This is a genomic window from Pseudomonas sp. SH10-3B, from assembly GCF_019891415.1.
Lineage (GTDB): Bacteria > Pseudomonadota > Gammaproteobacteria > Pseudomonadales > Pseudomonadaceae > Aquipseudomonas.
Map to the genome: position 1 here is coordinate 140,128 of NZ_JAFLXD010000004.1, position 16,383 is coordinate 156,510.

Genomic DNA, 16,383 nt, shown 5'->3' on the forward strand with positions numbered 1-16,383 from the left:
TGCGGCGATGAAACTCAAACACTTCCTGCAACCCCTCGACTCCACCTTCTCCACGCCCAAGGCCGCCCGCAAGCTGCTGCGTCTGTTCGCCCTGGCGCTGGTGCTGGGGGTGTATGCGGGCGCCTACAGCTACCTGCGTGCGGCGTTCAGCGAGGAGATCTCGTTGCGGCGCAGCTATATGAATGAGGCGATTTCCGACGCGCAGAGTTTTTTTGTCAGCCGCCAGACGCTGCTCAAAAGCCTCGGCCTGTCGACGGTGCGGCATGTGACGGCGCCCGTGGGCAACCTCAATAACGTGCCCGCCGAAGAGGTGCATATCACCCTCGGCGAAGCGGGCAATATCTGGAGCCTGTGGCTCACCCGACGCCTGCTCGATTACCTGGAGACGAACCAAGTCAACCTGATCTACGTGGCCCAGCGCGCCCAGCCGGCGGTGGAGCGCCTGTTTACCGTGCGCGCCGCGCCAGAGGCGGTGCCGGAGCCGGTATTGCAACGGCTGATGGCGGTGGATACCGGCAAGGTCTCGGTCAGCGATGAACTGTGGCTGACCGAGCAGAGTCGCCTGGATTCGCCGCTGTATATCTTTACGCGGCTGGACGACCGTAGCCCCGACTCGGGCTGGCTTGGCCTGGAAGTGGACGGGCCGGACCTGATCAATGCCCTGCAACATGAAAAGGCGGGCGACTTCATGTTGCTCGACGGCGCAGGGCAATTGATTTTCAGCAGTGCGCCCCATCAACCGACGGCGGCGCAAGTGTTACGCCAGTATCACTCTACGGCGAGCTTCGGTTGGGAGGGCAGCCGCTGGTTGCCGGACCGTCTGGCCATCCGCAAGCACCTGGGCTATTCGCAATGGCAGATCGTCTACAGCCTGGAGTTGCGTTCGCTGTTGCCCAGCCTGGCCATGCCACTGTTGGTGTGCCTGCTGGTGTGTGCGCTGGCGAGCGTGTTGATGCTGCGCCTGGTACGACGCATCGACCAGCGGCTGATTATCCCGGCGGCCAACCGCATTGAGGCGCTGGTGGAAAGCGAGGCGTTCAGCAGCGCCGTGATCCGCATCGCGCCGGTGGCCCTCTGCGTGCTGCGCCGCAGTGATGGCGGCTTGGTGCTGGAGAACCCCTTGTCACGCCAGTGGTTGGGCAACGGCCAGGAGCGTCAGCAGCTGTGCCACGATTGGATTCGCCGCGCCTTTGAGGAGGCCGAACAAATCAGCACCGATGAACTGCAAATGGCCGATGGTCGCCACCTGTTCCTGAGTTTTGCGCCGACCCGGTATCAGCGTGAGGAGGTATTGATCTGCGCGTTCAGCGATATAAGCGAGCGCAAGCAGGTGGAACTGGCCTTGCAGCAGGCGCGCACCCTGGCGGACGCGGCCAATGAGGCCAAGACGCTGTTCCTGGCGACCATGAGCCATGAAATCCGCACGCCGCTGTACGGGGTGCTGGGCACCCTCGAATTGCTCGCCCGCACCGACCTCAACAGCCAGCAGCGCGGCTATCTGAATGCCATCGAAGGCTCCTCGGCGAACCTGCTGCAACTGATCTGCGACGTGCTGGATGTCTCGAAGATCGAGGCCGGGCAACTGTCTCTCGAACTCACGGTATTTTCGCCACTGGAGTTGGTGCAGGAGGTGATCCAAGGCTACGCGGGGGCTGCGCAGAGCAAGGGGCTGCAACTGTTCGCCTGCCTGGATCCGCAACTGCCGGACCGCGTGCGCGGTGATGTCACGCGCATTCGCCAGATCCTGAATAACCTGCTTAACAATGCGCTGAAGTTCACCGAGAGTGGGCGGATCGTGCTGCGCCTGCGCCTGGAAAGCCGCGAGGGCGAGCGCGCAATGCTGCAATGGCAAGTGGTCGATACCGGCAAGGGCATTGCGGCGCAAGACCAGCAGTACCTGTTCGAACCGTTCTTTCAGGCCAGTGGCAATGCCAATGTGGTGGCGGGCACCGGGCTGGGGCTGTCGATCTGCAAGCGCCTGGTGCATTTGATGAACGGTACGCTGCGGGTGGTCAGCGAGCCGGGCCTGGGCAGCAGTTTTACCTTTACCTTACCGCTGGAGCAGGTGAGTGAGCAGGCCCATGAGCCTTGGGCGCTGCCGCTGCTGGGCGAACGGGTCTACGTGGTGTCGCCGGTGCGTGAGCTGGCCGAAAGCATCGGCGGCTGGTTGCGCCGCTGGGGCGCGCGGGCGCAATTGGGCATGCCCGAATCCGCCGACCCCGGCGCGGTGCTGGTGGAGCTCTACCCCGGCCCGACCGAACCCGATCAGCGGCCGCGATGGCTGGGCCCGCGCGTGACGGCGGCGGTCGATGAGCATGGTGGCTACCAAGCGCCGGGCGCCTGCTGGCAGATCAGCTTGAATAATCTGCACGCGCTCAACCGTGCGGTCAGTCGTGCACAGGGCATCGAAGAAAGCTTGTCGCCCAGCCTCGGTGAGACGCCGGTCGCGTTCAACCTGAACCTGCGCCTGCTGGTGGCCGAAGACAACCTGATCAACCAACTGATCCTGCGCGACCAGCTGGAAGAGCTCGGTTGCACCGTCGTGCTGGCTGGCGATGGGATCGAAGCGTTGTCGCGGTGGGGGGAAAGTGCATTCGACATGATCCTCACCGACGTCAACATGCCCCGCATGAACGGCTACGAACTCACCGAGCAACTGCGCCGTCTGGGCTGCTCGCTGCCGATCATTGGGGCCACCGCCAACGCCATGCTCGATGAGGCCGAGCGCTGCCTCAGCGCTGGCATGGACCACTGCCTGGTCAAGCCCTTTACCCTGCGAGCCCTTTATCAGTGCCTTCAACGCTATCAGAGGAGCGTGCTTTGAGTGGTTATCGCGTGCTCATTGTGGAGGATCATCCTTTTCAACATGAGTACCTGATCAACGTCTTCCAGGGCATCGGCGGGTTTGACGTCGACGTGGTCTGGGACGGTGCCAGCGCGTTGCAACGCCTGGCCCGCCAGCGGTATGACCTGCTGCTCAGCGACTTGATGATGCCGGGCATGGACGGTGTGCAATTGATCCAGCAACTGGCGCGGCTGCCAGCGCCGCCGGCCCTGGCGCTGATGAGTGTGGCCTCACGGCGCATGCTGGTGGGGGCCGGGCAGGTGGCGGGTAACCTGGGCCTTACGGTCGCCGGGCTGATTTCCAAGCCGGTGTGTGAGCCGCAGGTACGCACCCTGCGCGATTGCCTCGACAAACTGGCCGAGCAGGCCCGCGCACCTTGTTGTCGTCGCGGCATCAGCCTGGCGCGAGATAGCCTGGTGCGCGCCTTGACCAATGGCGAAATCCAGGCCTGGTTCCAGCCCAAGAAGTCCCTGCATGACGGGCGCATCGTCGGCGCCGAAGCGCTGGCCCGTTGGGTACACCCGGTGGAAGGGCTGTTGATGCCCGCCGAGTTCCTCGGTGAAATTGAGCGCCAAGGCCTGGAAACCCAACTGTTGACCAGCGTCCTCACACAGACGCTGGCCGCCCAGGCCCAGTGGGCGCAACTCGGTTACCGGCTGCCGGTGTCGATCAATTTGCCCACCCACTTGCTCGACCAAAGCGACCTGGTCGACCGCCTGCTCGCCCAAGTGCAGCACAACGACGCCGAGCCCCGGCAAATCACCTTCGAATTGATGGAAAGCTCCACCACACAGCTGGCCAGTAACTACTACGCTGGAGCATGCCGCTTGCGCATGATGGGCTTTGGCCTGGCGCAGGATGATTTTGGCAAGGGCTTCAGCTCCTACTTCAACCTGGTCTCCACGCCGTTCAATGAGGTGAAGATCGACCGCTCGCTGGTGCACGGCTGTGCGCAGAACGAGAACCTGGCGTCAGCGTTGCAAAGCATCGTCGAACTGGGTCGCAAGCTGGGGTTGACCACCGTTGCCGAAGGCGCCGAGAGCCAGGCAGAGCTGGCGGTACTGCGGCGTATCCGCTGTGACCAGGTGCAAGGCTTCCTGATTTCACAAGGGGTGGCGGCGGATAAATTCAGCGCGTTGTTGATAGAGGATGGCCCTGCGCCAGCACTTATCTGAGCGCCCAGGGTCACACAGTCAAGAAGCCCAGAGGAAGGGTCGCCCGGCCAGCCGGGTGTTATTGGCCAATGCCGGGATCATGCGTAGGCCCCACCTCCTGACTCAGGCTTCAGCGGTATTGACGATGAAACATGCAAGTCTGCGCCTGGACAAACTGGCGCAAAGTTCCCAGCGCCTGAACACAGCCCTGCTGCTACTGACAGGGTTGGCGTTGTTGCTGTCCAGCAGCTGCTACTGGGCGGTATCGCGGTTGCTCGATGCCGAACAGGAAAAAGTCGAGTTTCACTTCGCTCGTGTCGTGGAAATTATCCATGAACATGAGACGTTCCTGCGCAATGTGGCCACCGGCTACAGCCGCAGCAATGCGCCGCCGCTGCCGGCCGTGCAGTCGACCTCAGTGGTGGAGTTGCAGCGCGATGCCGGGCAGGTGGTGCTGCAGGCCAAGGGCTTTGCGTTGTCGTTGCCCTTCACCTTGTCCCACGACGCAGGGTTTTCGGCGGATGACACGCGCCGGGCGCTGGCCTTTGGGGTGCAGTTGACCGATTACTACGGCGGCTTCTGGTCCAGCTCGTTCTACGCCTCGCCGCAGCTGTTCGTGTTTACTCCCCATGACGTCGCCAGTCTGGCCGTGCCCGGCATTGGCGGTCTGCGCCAGCACCAGCCGTTGTTGCGCGAGCAGTACCGCGACGTGGTGACCCGCTTGCAGCAGTTGCAACAGAGCCAAAGCCAGTTGCTCAACGACACTCGCGTGCGCTGGATGCGCGCACCGTTGCAGCTGTATCAAAACAGCCGCAACGTGGTCGCGATGATCGGCCTCGATGCGCCCGCTGCCGTGCTCCCGGTCAATCAATCCCAGGGGCTGCTGACCTTGGCAGCCGTAGTGGATACCTCCCAGGTGGATGAATTCGAGCGGGTGCTGCAGCTGTCGGTGTACAACCAGTTCACCCTGATCTCGCCCCAGGGTGATGTGTTGCTCGGCAGTCTTGGTGATGAACACCTGGCCCCCCTGGGCCTGAGCTTCAACAGCCAAGGCTTGCGCTTCAAGCTGATCAGCGAGGGCGGCGAGCACTGGACCGGTTTGTATGCCATCAGCTATCAGGACTTCCTGCGCTACGCCAAGTGGCCGCTGCTCGGGCTGGGCCTGACGTTCCTCGCCGCGGTACTGCTGGGCTGGTGGATCAACCACTGGTACAGGACCCGCATCGTCAGCCCCGCCCAGCGCGCCCAGGAGCGACTCTTCGAGAGCGAAGCGTTCAACCGCATCATGCTGCACAACGCCCCGGCGGGCTTGTGCGTGGTCCGCCGCCACGATCGCCAGTTGCTGCTGGAAAACCAGCGTGCCCTGCAACTGGGCGGTACGGCGCCCTTGTTGGAAGTCCTCAAGGCCAACGATGGCCCGGACACCCCTGGCGAGATGTGCCTGGCGGTGGAGGGGCGCTACCTGCAGGTCGTGCTGGTGGCGGCGCGTTACGAGGGCGAGGACGTGTTTCTCTGCGGCTGCAATGACATCACCCGGCACGTGGACGAAACCCTGCTGTTGAACCAGGCCCGCCGGGAAGCCACCGCCGCCAACGAGGCCAAGACCGTGTTCCTGGCAACCATGAGCCACGAGATCCGCACGCCGCTGTATGGCGTGCTCGGCAACCTGGAACTGATGGCCATGACCGCCATGAGCGAGCGCCAGCGCCAGTACCTGGAAATTATCCAGAGCTCCTCCACGGTACTGTTCCAACTGATCAGCAACATTCTGGACGTGTCGAAAATCGAGTCCGGGCAAATGGCGGTGGAAGCGGCGCCGTTCAACCCCGGCCAACTGGTCGAGGAATCGGTGCTCGGCTTCAGCGCCACGGCGCGCAACAAGGGGTTGCAGATCGATGCGGAGATCGACCCGCAAGTGCCCCGGCAACTGCTCGGTGATGCAGGACGGATCCGTCAGATCCTGCATAACCTGCTGGGCAATGCGATCAAGTTCACCGAGTCGGGACGCGTGCGTCTGCGCCTGACCGTGCAGGAACTGCAGGAGGATCACGTTGCTTTGCAATGGCAGGTCACCGACACCGGCGTGGGCATTCCAGAAAAGGCCCTGGACCAGTTGTTCAAGCCGTTCTATCAAGTGGCCGGCGGTCAGGACGGCAATGGTGCCGGTCTGGGGTTGTCGATCTGTTCGCGCTTGAGCGAGTTGATGGGCGGCCACATGCGCGTAGTCAGTGAACCGGGGCTGGGCAGCAGTTTCTCGTTGTTCATCACCTTGCCGATCCTCAGCAATGCGCCTTCAACCGCCCACCCGGCCCTGGCCGAGCCGTGCCTGGATGCACCGTGCCTGAACGTGCGCGTGCTGGTGGCCGAAGACAACCCGGTCAGCCAGGCCGTGCTGCGCGAACAGCTCGAAGCCCTCGGCGCCCAGGCCACGGTGGCGCGGGACGGCGAGCACGCCCTGCAAATCTGGGGTTCGCAGCCCTTTGACCTGGTGATCACCGACATCAACATGCCGCGCCTCAACGGCTACGACCTCGCCCGCGCCCTGCGCGAACAGGGCGTGCAGGTGCCGATTATCGGCGTCACCGCCAATGCCTTGCGCGAGGAGGGCGAACGCTGCCTGGCGGTGGGCATGAACGCCTGGGTGGTCAAGCCGCTGAGCATGGGCATGCTGCGCCAGGCCTTGATGGCGCACTGTCGCCGCGCCACGGCCCTGGCGATACCGTCGGTGGATCGGGATCGTGAAGGCTGGATCGAATTGTCTGCATCCATGCGCCAATTGATGGGCGACACCTTGCTGGCCGACGTGCAGCACATCGAACAGGCCCTCGCTGCCGGCGATGCCGAGCGAGTGCGCCAGCGGCTGCACAGCCTTAACGGCGCATTGGCCAGTGTGCGTGCCGGGGCTTTATCCACGGCGTGTCAGACCTGGGAAAACACGTTGTACGACAGCCCCCTGGATAGCCGCGCCACCCAGCAGATCGGCGTGTTGTGTGCACGTTTGACGGCGGTGGCGCAGTGCCTGTTGGCAGAGTCAACCGCTCACAAGGAAGATAAATAATGCGAGAAATGAACGTCGTGATCGCCGATGACCACCCGATCGTGCTGGTGGGCGTGCGTGAGATTGTGCAGCGTGATTCACGTTATACGTTGGTGGGCGAGGCGGTCAGTTCCAGCGAACTGATCGAGCAGTTGCGCACCCATCGACCGCAAGTGTTGATCACCGATTTCAACATGCCCGGCGATGACACCTATGGCGATGGCTTGAAGCTCATCGAGTACATCCTGCGCCACTTCCCGCAGACCCAGGTGCTGGTGCTGACCATGATTTCCAACAGCTTGATCCTCACTCGCCTGCAGGAACTGGGCGTCGCCGGGGTGATCCAGAAGAACCACCTGCACGGCGAGATCGAAAAGGCCCTGGGCGCGATCAGTGCCCAGCGCAGCTACCAGGCGCCGATGCCGGTGGCGACGTCCGTGGTGGGCAACGGGTTTCAGGTGCAGGAGCGGTTCCAGAGCTTGTCGCCGCGAGAGATGGAGGTGCTGCGTTTGTTTGTGACCGGGATGAGCGTCAGCGATATTGCGCGGCAGTTGAGCCGCAGCAACAAGACCGTCAGCGCGCAGAAGATCTCGGCCATGCGCAAGCTGGATGTCGACAGCGACCAGGCGTTGCTGACGTACTGCATCGAGGCGCGGCAGTTTCAGTAGTCAGCGATACGTCATCTGCATCAGCAGCGTGGCGTTATAGCTGCCCGCTTCGGGCAGTTCTCCCACGGACACGGGCTTGACGCGCAGGGTCAGTTGCAGTGGCCCGTCTTCGACCGGCCAGGTGCCGGTTTCACCCAGGCTGACATCAGCCTCTGCGCCTTTATTCAGCAGACCCAGATGCAATCCCAGGGCTTTGCGGCTGGTGAGCAGGGTGTGGCTATCGACGCTGCCCAGGCCTGCCGAGAGAGTAAGGCTCACCTGGCTGTTGGCCTGGCAATCGAACACCAGCGGCACGTCGGTAACGCTGGCACTGTTATCGGCCAACTGGTTGATGTTGACGTTGCCCAATTCCACCTGTTGCGTAGTGGGAAAACGCGCCGCGCAAGGCGGGGCGATGAGCTTGCCGGTGACGTCGATCTGCGCTTCATCCGCCGATTGCGCAAGGGCGGTGCCGGCCACGGCCAGTAGCATCCAGATGAGCGTTTTCATAGGTAATTAATGGTCATGACCATGGCCGAGGTGAAGGCGCCCGGTGTCAGCGCCCCGCGTGCCACCAGTTGCGCCTTGAGGCTGATATCCACGCTGCCGCTGAGGTTGCTGTAGGCCTTGGTCGTGCCGGTGAGGTTCGCCGCTGTATTGTCGGCCCACAGCAACGACACCCCGAGGTTGTCGGCGGTGGTCTTGGCCACGGTGCTGGTGTAGGTGCCGTTGTTGGCGCTGAAGCTGACGTTCAGCGATGAGCCCGCCGGGCAGGTCATACGCACCGGCACCGCGACGGTTTCGGTGGTCGCCACCTGGTCGGTGCGCACATTGCCAAACGCCGCGGTGAGGGTGGTGCCGGTGTTCAGCACACAGGGTGGGCGGGTGAGCGTGCCGCTGACGGTGATATTCACCGTGTCGGCGGCTTGGGCGGTGGCGCTGAGCAGCACCAGGGCGAACAGCGAAGTTTTCATGACAAGGGCCTCAGCGATAGTTGATGGTCAGGGTGTACTGGCTCTGGAAAGCGCCGGTGGGTGATTGGCCGGCCACCAGTTGCGGTTTGAAGCTGAGATTCACGTTGTTGCTGCCGGTCTTCAATTGCAGGTTGCGCACGCCGCTGAGGTCCACCGGGTTGGAGGAGTCGGTCCAGATCGCCTGCATGTTCAGGCCGGCCAGCGTGGTGCGCGACACCCCGGTCGTGGCGCTGACCACTGCCTGGCTCGCCCTGAGCGTGGCGGTGGCTTGCACGTTGGCAGCGCAGGTGACCGAGACCGTGGTGGATTGCACCTGGCGGCTGAGGTCGGCGTTGCTGATGTTGCCGAAGCGCAGGTTGACGGCACTGGGCGAACTCAACGTGCAGGCCGGTGTGTAGACGGTGTACGTAAAAGGCATATCCAGGAACCACTCGGCCCACGCCAGGTAGTTAAGGGAGGTCACGCCGATTCGTACCTGGACATTGCGCGTGCCGGTGGTTCTGGGCGCGGTGCCCACCAGGTTGTAGCGGTAGCGCAGCACGGTGTTGAGGGGCAATCGCTGGCATGGGCCGCCCAGGCAAATCCCACTGAACTGGCCAAGATCAAGGAGTGGCATGTAGGTCCAGCTGGAGGGGTCTACAAACTGCAGCGCAGCATGGTTGTAGCCGCTTCCGTAGGTGATGCTGGTGTTCACGCCTGCGGCATAGGGAAAGGCACGACGAATCGTGCACGTACCGCTGTACTCGACATTGATCGCTTCACCCGGCTGGAAGCGGTAGCCAAAGGTGGGGTAGCCCGGCGTTCCGCATTCGACGTTGCCGCCGATCAGTGCCTGTGCCTGAAACGACAGGCCGCAAAGCACGCCAGCCAACAACGCCAGCATCCGCCAGCTACGTAGGTTCAGAGCCATCATCACGAATCCCCGGCACCCGACCCACTGGCCGCGCGCTCACATTGAATAGTCAGTTGCGTAATCCCGCCCTCGGCAGGTCCGTCGTCTTGCAGGTTCAAATCGCGGCTGCACCACGGTTGCCCGTCCACGCTGATCAACAACCGCGCCTCGGGCGGCACGCCGGTCAGGAACGCGCGCCCTTTGTCCGCCACCAATGTGTTGCCGAGGGCGCGACCGTCCGGCGCGAACAGCTCGGCGCGGGCGGCAAAGGGGGCGGGTTCACCGCGTGTGTCGCTGATGCGAAACAGAATGCGTTTGCCGCGCCGGGTATCGAAGTCGGCCAGGACGAAGGCCCCACGATTGGGCGTGACCTCCTGCACCGGTTCGGCGATGTCGACGTCGGCGGACATCGACTGGGTGTCCAGCGACACACGGTTCTTGCGGTAGGGCAGGGCCGACGGCACCACCGTGTAGCCGTTGGCATTGGTGCGCACCCCGCGCTTGTTGGTGATCGCCACATCGGCGGCACCCGGTGTGGCCACAATCACATTGGTTTCGCCCAACGGTTGGCTGAACATCAGGTTGCTGCCATACGCCACCACCGCGCCTTCCACGCCCACGTCCAGCTGGCGGTTGCCGGTGGACTCGTTATAGGCGCCGCGCACAATCGCGCTCGGGGCGTCGTACTGGGCGGCGAGGGTGCCGCCGCTTTGGCGTTGGTTGCCGTTGACCTGCTGCGACACCCCCGCGCTGTAGGCCAGGGTGTCGTCTTCAAACGCGTTGCCACTGAGGGTTGCCGTGCGTGACGCGGCGCCACGCGCACTCTGGTTCAGGTTGGCCGTGACACGCTGGTTGCGCGTACCGCCCAGGGGCATGCTGATGCTCAGGGACAGGCTGCGATCATCGGTATTGGCGCCTTTGTTCACGCTCAGCCCGAGGGAATAGGAAATGCTCCCGGAACTCACGGTGTAGCCCAGCTGGATCGAGGTGTCGGCCTTGCTCTTATTCCAGAAGTCGGTTTTCGACACGTTGGCGTAGATGCCGCCGTAGCCGCCCAGTTGCTGGGACACGTTGGCGATGAAGTTGCTTTTCATATGGCCACTGCGATACGTGTCCAGGGTCTGCTCGGCATTGCGGCTGTTGAGCGCTTCGTTGAACGAGTAGTAGCCGCCGGTGGAGTAGCGGTAGCCGATCAGGCTGAAGTTGGTGTCGGTGGCCGCCAGGGATTTGGAATAGCGAAAGCGAAACGACTGGCCGCTGGCGCGGGTCTTGTCATGGCCCATGGCCTCGCTGCGGGCGTGGGTCACGTCCACCGAAATCGCGCCAAAGCCGGCAAAGTCGTGGGCAAAACCCAGCAGCCCGGCGTTGTATTGATCGCTGAGCAGGCTACCGCCGAACAGCGTGGTGCTGCCGCTCAAGCCCCGCCGCAGGGACGCCTGGATAAAGGCCGGGGTGTCCTGCTGGAAGGCCGATTGCGCCGGGCGGTACTGGCCGGCGAACACCGAATAACTTTGCTGCCCCTCGCGCAGCATGTAGGGCACCGACGAGAACGACTGCGTATACACCTGACGCTGGCCATCCGGGCCTTCGACCGTGACTTCGATATCGCCGTTGCTGGCGGTGGGGTACAGGTCGGTCAAGGCAAACGGCCCCGACGGCACCCACTGCTCATGGATCACGTAGCCGCGCTGGCGGATGATCACCCGCGAGCGGCCATTGGCAATGCCGCGAATCACCGGCGCAAATTCGCGGGCCTGGTCGGGCAACATATCCAGGTCCGAGGCGATGCCCAGCCCGCGATAGGGGATGGCGTCGAACAGGTCGCCTTCGGTGGTGGAATCGCCCACCGTGGCGATTGCCATCATGTTGCCCATGTCGCGCTGGGCGTAGGTTTCCAGGGATTCCCAGCGCCCGGTTTCGCCCGTGCCTTTCTGCCAGGTCGAGAAATTGCGCAGGCGCCAGGCCCCGGCATTGATGCCGCTGCGCAGGCTGCCGAACTGGTTCTGGCGGCGCCCGGTGTCCGACTCTGCATGACTGCCGGTAAAGCTGTAGTTGGTGAACGCTACGTGCTCGCCGTCGCTCCACTGGCGGCGGCGTACCTCAAACGGGATGCTGCCCAGGTAAGCCTGGGGGATTTCGATGGACAGCAACTGGCGGTTGAAGTCGTAGTCGTAGGTCAGCCCGGCCAGCCCTTGGTCGAATGCGATGCAGCTGGCATCGGCGTCACTGCGGTTGTGCAGGGCGCTGTCGGCCACGCCCTGGGCGCGGAAAAACTCGGCATCCAGGCAGGGGAACAGGCCGGTGGCCGAGCGATCCGCCGAGCCGTTGACGCGTACGAAGCGCACATCGCGCTGATCGACCGAGCGCTGGTTGATCAACACATCCACCCGGTAGATCCCCGGCAACTGGCCTTCGCTCATGGCGCTGACCTGTTGTTTCACCGCCGCCGAACTCTGCCCCCCGCCGATCTCAAGGAACGACGGATCGAACTCGTAGCCAGCCTGTGCGGGGGCGAGGTGCAAGGCCACGGCCGCCGCAAACGGGCAGCCGAAGGCCTTCACGGCGCGACGGCGCGCGAATGGGAGTGAACGAGGCATGGGCGTTCCTGAAGAGGTAGGCGCGGGTGTCAGTGAATGCGGATTACGGCGGCGTCCACGGTGCTGCCGTAGTCATCGATGTAGCTGAGCGACACGTCATCACCCGCCTTGGCCTGGATCGGCAGGTCGCGCTGTTCGCCCGGGCGCAGCACATCCGGTGCCTGGGTGATCGGCAGACCGTTGAGCTTCAGCTCGCTGACTACCACGTGGAGCTTGGAGGCATTGTTGAACTGCAAGGCGCCCGCGTTGGCCTTCCAGGTCACCTGCGCCACCGCGTCCTTGAGCGACCCCTTCACGCCGGCCGGGCGGTAGAACAGCTTGATGGTGGTCTTGAGCGCGATCTGCAATACGTTCTTGCCTTTCTGCTCGTCGCTCATGGCCGGGATCGCCTTGACGTTCATCAGGAACAGGCTTTCGCGGTCCTGGGGCACATCGGCGCCACCGGTGAAGATGATGCGCAGGATGTTTTCCTTGTTGGCATCGAGCCTGAACAGGGGTGGGGTGACGATAAAGCTATCGACGCTTTCATCGTTGCCGTTGCCGAAACGGCTCACCCAGGACTGCACCAGGTAGGGCGAGGTGTCTTCGCGATTGCTCACGGTCAGGTTGGCTTCGTTGGACGCGCCGTCGTAGATCAGCCGCGTGGCGCCGACAGTGACGGCGGCATTCGCTGGCGCGCTATGCCAGAGCGGCAACAGGGCGAGGAAAAAGTACAGTTTCAAACGCATGACAGAGGACCTTTGGAATCCGTGGGCCAGCGCACAGGTGCGTGGCCCACGGTGTTGACGAGCAATTACTTGTAGGTGACGTCGAAGCTGGCCAGCGCGTGCACCTGACCGGTACCGATACCGGACGTGGTCACGGCAGCGTCGCCTTCGCCGGTTGTCACGTCGGCAACGGTGCGAACGTAGGCGGCGGTGAAGTCGAAGGTGTTGGACTGTGGGCGCAGGTCGTAATCGGCGGTTGGCTCATTCAGCGCCAGCTTGTTACCGGTACGGGCGTCGGCGATCTGGATGGCGATGCCGCGCACCTGGTTTTCACCGGTCAGGCCCAGCAGCGTGGAGTCACTGGCGTCTTGTTGGCCGCTGAACGTGATCGCCGCGTTTTTGCGGGTGGCGGTGCTGCAGTTGTCCAGGCTGATGGAGAAAGCTTTGGCTTTGGCGGTGGAGCCCACGGTCGGCGCAAAGTCAGCGATACGTACAGGGTCCAGGGTCACGGACTTGTTCACGTCACCGGTGGTGATGGTGCAGGCGTTATCGGTCACGGAACCGGTGAATTCGATCTGCCCATCCGCCGCCTGTGCAGTCCCGGTCAGAAACCAGCAAGCGCCGCACGCGAGGGTGAGTTGGCTCAGTTTGTTCAGCATTGCAATGCCTCGTTAGAGAGATGGAAGGTTGTGTGCTCATCCCGTGGGGGAGCCAATCCATAGTGCATTGCGGCGATTTAGAGGCACATGAGACAGATCTTAAAAACTGGCGAACTGATGGCCGTCCGACTGGCGAGTCCATATCCGGCGCCGGGCATGATATTCTGCGCGCCATCTTGGTCTGGTCTCTCTCTGGTACGTACATCCGTATACGTCCCGGTGGGTCGCTGTCGCCCAGGTAGCTGAAGCCAATAATGATAAGAAGTCAGCGCAGAAGGGACATAAAAGTGAGGTCGATACGTCGGCCTTGTGTGCCCACCCTGCGGTCCCCGAGTGAATGTGCAAACCCCGCGGTGCGTTGCCTGGCGCAGCGTGATTGAGGGTTGCCCATGACCAGGGGCGGTGGGGCGGATGGCGTTTTATCATAGGTGCTACTGATGTTTAAAAAAGTAAACACTGCCCTGCTGGGGCTGGCTTTGTCGCTGGGGATCACGTCCGTTCACGCGGAAGAGGCAAAGAAAGTCGATGTGCTGCTGATCGGCGGCGGCATCATGAGTGCAACCCTGGGTGTCTGGCTTAACGAGCTGGAGCCGGGTTGGTCGATGGAAATGGTCGAGCGCCTCGACGGCGTCGCCGAAGAAAGCTCCAACGGCTGGAACAACGCCGGTACCGGTCACTCGGCCCTGGCTGAGCTGAACTACACCCCGGAAAACAAGGACGGTGTGGTTGAGATCCCGAAAGCGGTCGAAATCAACGAAGCGTTCCAGATTTCCCGTCAGTTCTGGTCCTGGCAGGTCCGCCAGGGCGTGCTGAAGAACCCACGTTCGTTCATCAACACCACACCGCACATGAGCTTTGTGTGGGGCGATGACAACATCAAGTTCCTCAAGAAGCGCTACGAAGCCTTGAAAGCGAGCCCACTGTTCGCTGGCATGCAGTACTCCGAAGACCCGGCGCAGATCGCCAAGTGGGTTCCGCTGATGATGGAAGGGCGTGACCCGAACCAGAAAATCGCGGCCACCTGGAGCCCGCTGGGGACCGACATGAACTTCGGCGAGATCACCCGCCAGTTCGTCGCTCACCTGCAAACCACACCTAAGTTCGACCTGAAACTGTCGAGCGAAGTGCAGGACATCACCAAGAACGCCGACGGTTCGTGGCGTGTCAGCTACAAAAACCTGAAAGACGGCACCAAGACTGAAACCGACGCCAAGTTCGTGTTCATCGGCGCTGGCGGCGGTGCACTGCACCTGCTGCAAAAGTCGGGCATTCCTGAAGCCAAGGAATACGCTGGCTTCCCGGTGGGCGGCTCGTTCCTGGTGACCGATAACCCAACCGTCGCCGAGCAGCACCTGGCCAAGGCCTATGGTAAGGCCTCGGTTGGCGCGCCACCGATGTCGGTTCCGCACCTGGACACCCGCGTGCTGGATGGCAAGCGCGTGATTCTGTTTGGCCCATTCGCGACCTTCTCGACCAAGTTCCTGAAAGAAGGCTCGTACCTGGACCTGCTGACCAGCACCACCACCCACAACATCTGGCCAATGACCAAAGTCGGTATTCGTGAATACCCACTGGTCGAGTACCTCGCCGGCCAACTGATGCTGTCGGATGACGACCGCTTCAAGGCGCTGCAGGAGTACTTCCCGAACGCCAAGCAATCCGACTGGCGCCTGTGGCAAGCCGGTCAGCGCGTGCAGATCATCAAGCGTGACGAAGAGCAGGGCGGTGTCCTGAAACTCGGTACCGAAGTGGTCAGCTCCGCCGACAACACCATTGCAGGCCTGTTGGGTGCATCGCCAGGCGCGTCCACCGCGGCTCCGATCATGCTGACCGTGCTGCAGAAAGTGTTCAAGGACAAGGTTGCGACCCCTGAGTGGCAGGCAAAACTGCACCAGATCGTACCGAGCTACGGCACCAAGCTGAACGACAGTCCTGAGGCTGTTGCCAAGGAATGGGCCTACACCGCCAATATCCTGCAACTGCCTACACCGCCTGCGATTCCACAACAGGCTGCTCCTACCGCCACCGAGGCTGCCAAGCCTGCGGCTGAGCCGAGCAAGCCGGCGTCTGATCTGGCGCTGTAAACCGCTGGGGAGGTCCTGGGTCAGGACCTTGCCGGTAACAAAAAGCCCGCTGAACCGGTAACGGTCAGCGGGCTTTTTTGTGCGTGTCTAACGGCGGGTCCGTTCGACAGGCGGTAGTTCAACCGTACGTTCGGCGGCGGCCAGCGCTGCCTTCAAGCCATCCTGGTCCAGCGGGACACAATAGGCCGGCTTGCCGCGTTCCAGCCGCCAGCTGTCATCCAGGCTGCCGGCATCCACGGCGTCGAACCCCAGTTCGTCGAGTAGCGTGATGACGCGTGCCTTCGCTGCGGCGTCATCCGCTGCCACCGGCAACGCCCGGCGGTCGGGGGCACCGTGGGGGCGGGCGTCCTGTGTCAGGTCGGGGGCGAAGATCGCGTTGAACACTTTCACCACATGTGAATGGGGCAGATGCTCAGCGAGCAACCGGCTGGTGGTGGTTTCGAAGCGATCCAGTACCGGGATATGGCCGTCGCGGCTCGGGTAGTAATTATTCGCATCCATCACGATCTTGCCCTCCAGCCATTGCGCCGGGACGCTGCGGTAATGCTCCAAGGGGATCGCCACGAGCACCACATCGCCGAATTTGGCGGCGTCGTCGGCACTGCCCACCTGCACGCCGAGTATGCCGCTCACTACGCTGCTCATGGTGTGGGGGCCACGGGAGTTGCTCAACATCACTTCATGCCCGGCCGCCAGTGCCAGTTGGGCCACGGCGCGCCCGATAAAGCCTGCTCCAATAACACCAATCCTCATGGTCTTGCTCCAATGCATGGGGGGAGCGGTTATG

The 16,383-nt window shown here is 62.8% G+C and carries 12 protein-coding genes; 5 read left to right on the forward strand and 7 right to left on the reverse strand.

The features are described from left to right. The first annotated feature begins 7 nt into the window (after window positions 1-7). The 4 genes from J1G35_RS04950 to J1G35_RS04965 all read left to right on the forward strand — a co-directional run bounded on the left by J1G35_RS04950 (window position 8) and on the right by J1G35_RS04965 (window position 7,704). The gene (locus J1G35_RS04950) at window positions 8-2,824 is read left to right on the forward strand and encodes an ATP-binding protein (RefSeq protein WP_223013879.1); all 2,817 of its coding nucleotides are present in this window, start codon (window positions 8-10) and stop codon (window positions 2,822-2,824) included. Continuing rightward, window positions 2,821-4,020, forward strand: coding sequence for an EAL domain-containing response regulator (locus J1G35_RS04955; protein WP_223013881.1), 1,200 nt, complete (start codon window positions 2,821-2,823; stop codon window positions 4,018-4,020). Before J1G35_RS04950 ends, J1G35_RS04955 begins: the two co-directional genes overlap by 4 nt. A gap of 124 nt (window positions 4,021-4,144) precedes the next feature. After that, a complete protein-coding gene (locus J1G35_RS04960) occupies window positions 4,145-7,057 on the forward strand; it encodes an ATP-binding protein (protein ID WP_223013883.1) in 2,913 nt (970 codons plus the stop codon). Beyond that, window positions 7,057-7,704, forward strand: coding sequence for a response regulator (locus J1G35_RS04965; RefSeq protein ID WP_053132352.1), 648 nt, complete (start codon window positions 7,057-7,059; stop codon window positions 7,702-7,704). Before J1G35_RS04960 ends, J1G35_RS04965 begins: the two co-directional genes overlap by 1 nt. Here J1G35_RS04965 and J1G35_RS04970 read toward each other — a convergent pair whose 3' ends face one another. The 6 genes from J1G35_RS04970 to J1G35_RS04995 form a co-directional block, all read right to left on the reverse strand. Further along, window positions 7,705-8,193, reverse strand: a complete 489-nt coding sequence (locus tag J1G35_RS04970; protein ID WP_223013885.1) for a fimbrial protein — start codon at window positions 8,191-8,193, stop codon at window positions 7,705-7,707. It lies immediately after the preceding gene. Then, window positions 8,190-8,657 (reverse strand): fimbrial protein, encoded by a 468-nt coding sequence (locus J1G35_RS04975; protein ID WP_262417144.1) that lies wholly within the window; start codon window positions 8,655-8,657, stop codon window positions 8,190-8,192. Before J1G35_RS04975 ends, J1G35_RS04970 begins: the two co-directional genes overlap by 4 nt. A gap of 10 nt (window positions 8,658-8,667) precedes the next feature. Next, entirely contained in the window at window positions 8,668-9,567 is a 900-nt protein-coding gene (locus J1G35_RS04980; RefSeq protein WP_262417146.1) for a fimbrial protein, read from the reverse strand. 2 nt (window positions 9,568-9,569) lie between these two features. Continuing rightward, complete coding sequence (locus J1G35_RS04985) at window positions 9,570-12,146, reverse strand: fimbria/pilus outer membrane usher protein (protein WP_223013887.1); 2,577 nt, start codon at window positions 12,144-12,146, stop codon at window positions 9,570-9,572. A gap of 29 nt (window positions 12,147-12,175) precedes the next feature. Further along, the gene (locus J1G35_RS04990; RefSeq protein WP_223013889.1) at window positions 12,176-12,874 is read right to left on the reverse strand and encodes a molecular chaperone; all 699 of its coding nucleotides are present in this window, start codon (window positions 12,872-12,874) and stop codon (window positions 12,176-12,178) included. A gap of 65 nt (window positions 12,875-12,939) precedes the next feature. Then, window positions 12,940-13,512 (reverse strand): fimbrial protein, encoded by a 573-nt coding sequence (locus J1G35_RS04995; RefSeq protein WP_053132366.1) that lies wholly within the window; start codon window positions 13,510-13,512, stop codon window positions 12,940-12,942. Between the two features lie 437 nt (window positions 13,513-13,949). Between J1G35_RS04995 and mqo the strand changes: the two genes are divergently transcribed. Next, window positions 13,950-15,596, forward strand: a complete 1,647-nt coding sequence (mqo, locus tag J1G35_RS05000) for a malate dehydrogenase (quinone) (RefSeq protein WP_053132370.1) — start codon at window positions 13,950-13,952, stop codon at window positions 15,594-15,596. A gap of 87 nt (window positions 15,597-15,683) precedes the next feature. Here mqo and J1G35_RS05005 read toward each other — a convergent pair whose 3' ends face one another. Next, on the reverse strand, window positions 15,684-16,349 hold the full coding sequence (locus J1G35_RS05005) for an NAD(P)-binding domain-containing protein (RefSeq protein ID WP_223013891.1): 666 nt from the start codon (window positions 16,347-16,349) through the stop codon (window positions 15,684-15,686). Window positions 16,350-16,383 lie beyond the last annotated feature (34 nt).

What these genes read in the sequence shown, in the direction of transcription:
- mqo (WP_053132370.1), top strand. Translation starts at nt 13,950, where the DNA reads ATGTTTAAAAAAGTAAACACTGCCCTGCTGGGGCTGGCTTTGTCGCTG.
- J1G35_RS04960 (WP_223013883.1), top strand. Translation starts at nt 4,145, where the DNA reads ATGAAACATGCAAGTCTGCGCCTGGACAAACTGGCGCAAAGTTCCCAG.
- J1G35_RS04950 (WP_223013879.1), top strand. Translation starts at nt 8, where the DNA reads ATGAAACTCAAACACTTCCTGCAACCCCTCGACTCCACCTTCTCCACG.
- J1G35_RS05005 (WP_223013891.1), bottom strand. Translation starts at nt 16,349, where the DNA reads ATGAGGATTGGTGTTATTGGAGCAGGCTTTATCGGGCGCGCCGTGGCC.
- J1G35_RS04995 (WP_053132366.1), bottom strand. Translation starts at nt 13,512, where the DNA reads ATGCTGAACAAACTGAGCCAACTCACCCTCGCGTGCGGCGCTTGCTGG.
- J1G35_RS04990 (WP_223013889.1), bottom strand. Translation starts at nt 12,874, where the DNA reads ATGCGTTTGAAACTGTACTTTTTCCTCGCCCTGTTGCCGCTCTGGCAT.
- J1G35_RS04980 (WP_262417146.1), bottom strand. Translation starts at nt 9,567, where the DNA reads ATGGCTCTGAACCTACGTAGCTGGCGGATGCTGGCGTTGTTGGCTGGC.
- J1G35_RS04970 (WP_223013885.1), bottom strand. Translation starts at nt 8,193, where the DNA reads ATGAAAACGCTCATCTGGATGCTACTGGCCGTGGCCGGCACCGCCCTT.
- J1G35_RS04965 (WP_053132352.1), top strand. Translation starts at nt 7,057, where the DNA reads ATGCGAGAAATGAACGTCGTGATCGCCGATGACCACCCGATCGTGCTG.
- J1G35_RS04985 (WP_223013887.1), bottom strand. Translation starts at nt 12,146, where the DNA reads ATGCCTCGTTCACTCCCATTCGCGCGCCGTCGCGCCGTGAAGGCCTTC.
- J1G35_RS04975 (WP_262417144.1), bottom strand. Translation starts at nt 8,657, where the DNA reads ATGAAAACTTCGCTGTTCGCCCTGGTGCTGCTCAGCGCCACCGCCCAA.